Here is a 2,326-nt window from a genome sequence, read left to right as displayed (position 1 = left end):
TCAGCACTTAACAACAGAAGAGAAGAAAGCGGCGATTAAGAAGGTTGAAGACGCCTTGGCAGAAGCGAAACGCAAGGTCAATGAAGCGACTGACCAAGCAGGAGTTGAGAAAGCTAAGCAGGCTGGAGAAACAGCGATTAACCAAATTACTGCCACAGCGACGACCAACAGCACAGCTAACCAAGGAAACTCATCCACACCAGGTAATGGTGGCAACCAAGCAGGTTCAGATAGTAGAGGGGATACGGCTAGCCAAGGAGATAGACCAGCTCCATCTGATGATGGTAGTCCAGGCGGTTCAAACAACCAAGGTCAGCCTGCTACTTCAAGTACTCCAGCTAATTCAGGAGATTCGACGCATCAAGCTACTGATCAATCTACTCAACAGAGGGAAGTAGGAAATTCGACAGAATCAGAGTCTCCACAAGGGCTATCTGAAAGTTCTGTGACACCACCAGCTCGTAGCCGTAGAAGTGTAGCTTTCGCTGGAGGCGCTCAATCGAGTCAAGAGAAACAGGTTGATAAATCCGTCTTAAGAGATTTGATTCAAGACTTGGAAACTCGTTTGAAAGACTTGGATGGTATTGATCAATCTGTCATCGACGCTGCGAAGACTATTCTCGGAGAGGGTCAAGCAGCCCTTAGAAATGCTGACTTGACAGAGGCAGGCTTGAGAGAGATGACTGCCAAGGTCAAAGAAGTACTCGAGTCCTTGAAAGGCAAGCAAGCGACTAAGGATGAAGAGGAAATGAAAGAAACAAGCAAAGAGCAAGGTCATCTTCCATATGGTACCATGATTGGTAGCCTACTTGCCCTTCTTGGTCTCCTTCTCTTCCTCATCGCTCGTCGTAAGAAAGAGTCAGAACTCAAGAAATTGACTAAGGAATTGACTAAGGTTCTGCAAGACGGCGACCTTACAAGTGTAGATGTCAAAGCCCTCGACCAAGCACGAGAAGCTCTCGCTCAAGCAGTTGCCTTCCTAGCCAATGAGAAAGAGTCTGACCACACAGAAGATGAGTTGATTGAGAAACTCAAAGCTATTCTTGCTCAGTTAAGATAAGCAAAGTTTAGACGAGTCGGAAACTAGCTAGAATAGTGATTGATAGAATGTTGGAAAAACTCAATTTGAGGTGAACATTCAGAAAATCTTTCTCTGATAAAACGCATAATATCAAGCTTTTTAAGGCAAGGTATTATGCGCTTTTATCATTTTGAAACTTTTTGTTCCATCCTTTTTGTGATATTTTTCTCTCATTTCACAAACATTTCATATTTGGATTTTATAATAAGCTATAGTCCAGTTTTTACTATACTTTGATATTCAAATATGTTATACTATGATTATCAAAGTAAATGAAAGGGGTTACGAATATGACGCCAGAAGAAATGTATCTGACAGATCGATTGGACGTACAGATAGCTCATTTTTTAAAGAAAAGTGTTCAACATCGTAGACGCTATAAGGTATTAAAAATAACAGAAATCGTGGCAGGTTTTCTCATAGCGGTCTTTTGTGCTATTCCTATGCCAGGTGATCGCTACCGTTTGATTTCGGTTGCCTTGTCCAGTCTAGGCTTGCTGTGTGAGGGGATTCTCAATTTGTATAATGCCAAGGAACACTGGATTTCTTACCAAAAAACTGCGCAACTCCTGGAGAGAGAAAAATTCCTTTATCAATGCCAAACGGAGAAATATGCAGGAAAAACCAAGGCTTTTGCCCTATTTGTCAAGACATGCGAAGGTCTTATCTCAGAGGAAATCAACCAGTGGGAAAGCATCCAGTCAAAAGAAGTGGCAGCTAGTGCAGAAGCTCCAGGGCAAAAAGAGTAGGAGGTGGAGGAAATGTATCAATCCAGCTACCTATTGCCCTTGCTCTGGTTAAAAAAAGAAGCCGACAAGGAAAAGATGAGTGCGACCCAGTGCCAGATATTTTTCTTTTATTATCAACTGTTTGAACTCTTATTTGCTAGAGAAAGCGACTTGAGAGACTTATGTCTGAGAAGGCAAGGTTTTTATTTCTCGCAGTTAGAGAAAGATTTGCTTTCTGGAGTTTCCCACTTTCTAAAAAACTTGGAGGGAAAAGGAACTCTCAAGGCTAATCAAGAAGTATCAGCTCGCAAAGCCCTTTTTCTGGCCTTGACAACTAGCCAGTCAGATTGGCAGGAGTTAGCTTCTGTTTTTGATTTTTATCAGACTATCGGGAGACTTGAACATCCTTCTCTCTTGAGTTCTCAGGACAGACAATATCTGATGTGGATTTACCAGTCAGCTTTGGAGAAGGATTATAGTGTCAAGGTAATTGGCGACAAGCATTTTGTATTGAAGA

3 protein-coding genes are annotated in these 2,326 nt (G+C 42.1%); all 3 read left to right on the top strand.

The genetic code is table 11. The features are described from left to right. On the top strand, window positions 1–1,060 hold a 1,060-nt coding region (locus DSY56_RS11605), incomplete at its 5' end, for a DUF1542 domain-containing protein (RefSeq protein ID WP_160109934.1). Window positions 1,061–1,371: 311 nt separating this feature from the next. Continuing rightward, on the top strand, window positions 1,372–1,830 hold the full coding sequence (locus DSY56_RS11600) for a DUF4231 domain-containing protein (RefSeq protein WP_057488305.1): 459 nt from the start codon (window positions 1,372–1,374) through the stop codon (window positions 1,828–1,830). A 12-nt stretch (window positions 1,831–1,842) separates the two neighbouring features. Then, a partial coding sequence (locus DSY56_RS11595) for a hypothetical protein (protein WP_112445814.1) occupies window positions 1,843–2,326 on the top strand: 484 nt, incomplete at its 3' end.

This window comes from Streptococcus sp. 596553 (assembly GCF_900411395.1).
In the GTDB taxonomy this organism is placed as follows: Bacteria; Bacillota; Bacilli; order Lactobacillales; family Streptococcaceae; genus Streptococcus; species Streptococcus mitis_BA.
The sequence above is the reverse complement of the archived record's forward strand: the minus strand, read 5'-3'. Positions and strand labels throughout refer to the sequence as shown.